Source organism: Bacteroides sp. AF39-11AC, assembly GCF_003474285.1.
Lineage (GTDB): Bacteria > Bacteroidota > Bacteroidia > Bacteroidales > Bacteroidaceae > Bacteroides.
The window spans coordinates 1-1,395 of the sequence record NZ_QROH01000031.1 but is presented as its reverse complement, the minus strand read 5'-3'; the positions used below and the strand labels follow the sequence as shown (position 1 = coordinate 1,395).

1 protein-coding gene is annotated in these 1,395 nt (G+C 41.1%); it reads left to right on the top strand.

Features of this window, described 5'->3' with window-relative positions; translation table 11 throughout:
- The coding region (locus DW036_RS25325) for a vitamin K epoxide reductase family protein (RefSeq protein ID WP_118466753.1) at positions 1-1,377 on the top strand (1,377 nt) is incomplete at its 5' end.
- Between the last annotated feature and the right edge of the window lie 18 nt (positions 1,378-1,395).

Sequence of the window (1,395 nt, the reverse complement as noted above, 5' to 3'; positions counted from 1 at the left end):
CTTCAACCCCAATATCTGGAGAAGCTGCACGGCCCGTTCATTACCCAATTGGAAACAAGCCATTCTACATTCTGTCTTGTTGAAAAGATAGAACAGGACCGGCTCATTATCACTACTTCCGAAGTCAGCCACATGCCCATAAGTAGAAAATTATTTATTCACCAATGGACAGGAATTGTCCTGTTGGGTGAAACTACTCGGGAAACCATCTGTGAATCTCATTGCCTGATCAGAAATATTAATTACATGTGTCGGCAACACAGAATACTAATTGCCGGGATCATATCTGTCCTCTTAGTTTATTCTTCAATCTGGAGCAGAAATTATCCCCCCGGATTACCACTCTATCTCTCCGCATTAACTTGCGGTATTCTCATTTCTACTATAATCCTATACAAAGAAATGGTAGACCATCATTTTCTACACCGTTTCTGCCATATAGGTAAAGTTATAGATTGCAATGAAGTACTCAAATCCAAGGGTGCAAGTATTGCAGGAATAGGAATTGGAGAGCTATCGTGGATGTATTTCACCACTATGTTCTTCTTCACAGCCGTCTGTCCCGAAGAGTTTCATCTTTTGGCCGCCCTGTCTGTTTTCATAGCAATTGCATTTACGCTATACTCTATTATATATCAGATATTCTTTATTCATAAAGCCTGTCTGTTTTGTATGCTCACCACCTTCTCGGTCTGGCTGACAGCAGCAGCACTTTATATCATACGGAATAACTTTGAATGGAGATTTTCCATCCGGATTCTCTTTTCCATGATTGCAGTCAGCGTTATCTGCCTGATATTCTGGATACAGGCAAAAGCACTTGTTTCTTCAGACAAGGAGAAGCGCTTCATGAAGGTTAAGCTATCCGGTCTACTCAATCCAATCACTTTCCAAAAGCTACTGGCGTTAAAACCTAAAGTCAGAACGATGATTCATCCGGATATAGCTTTACACAATTCTGCCGATCATACAAAAGACAGACTGATGGTAGTTGTAAATCCCAACTGCAAGGCATGCGCCAAAGTGCACCACCACATTCGGGAGATCTCAGCGGATATATCCATCTCATTAGTCATATACACCAATGATCGTCTGGGAGCACATATTGCACAAACAATTCTCTCCGCCTATCTCTCCGAAGGTTGGGAAAAGGCAACTTATTTACTGGAGGAATGGTTCGAGATTCAGGAAATACCGGGTGTAGAGAAATACTACATCAATGACGTTGCACAGCTACTTTGGAGACAGCAACAAGAATATTGTGAGCGAAATAATATCAGTCATACACCAGCGGTTATTGTCAACGGGCACTATATGCCAAGCGTTTATCAATTGGCAGAATTGAAGTATTTATTAGTATCCTCGGATAACAGATAAGAAGCAAATAGAAGCTTT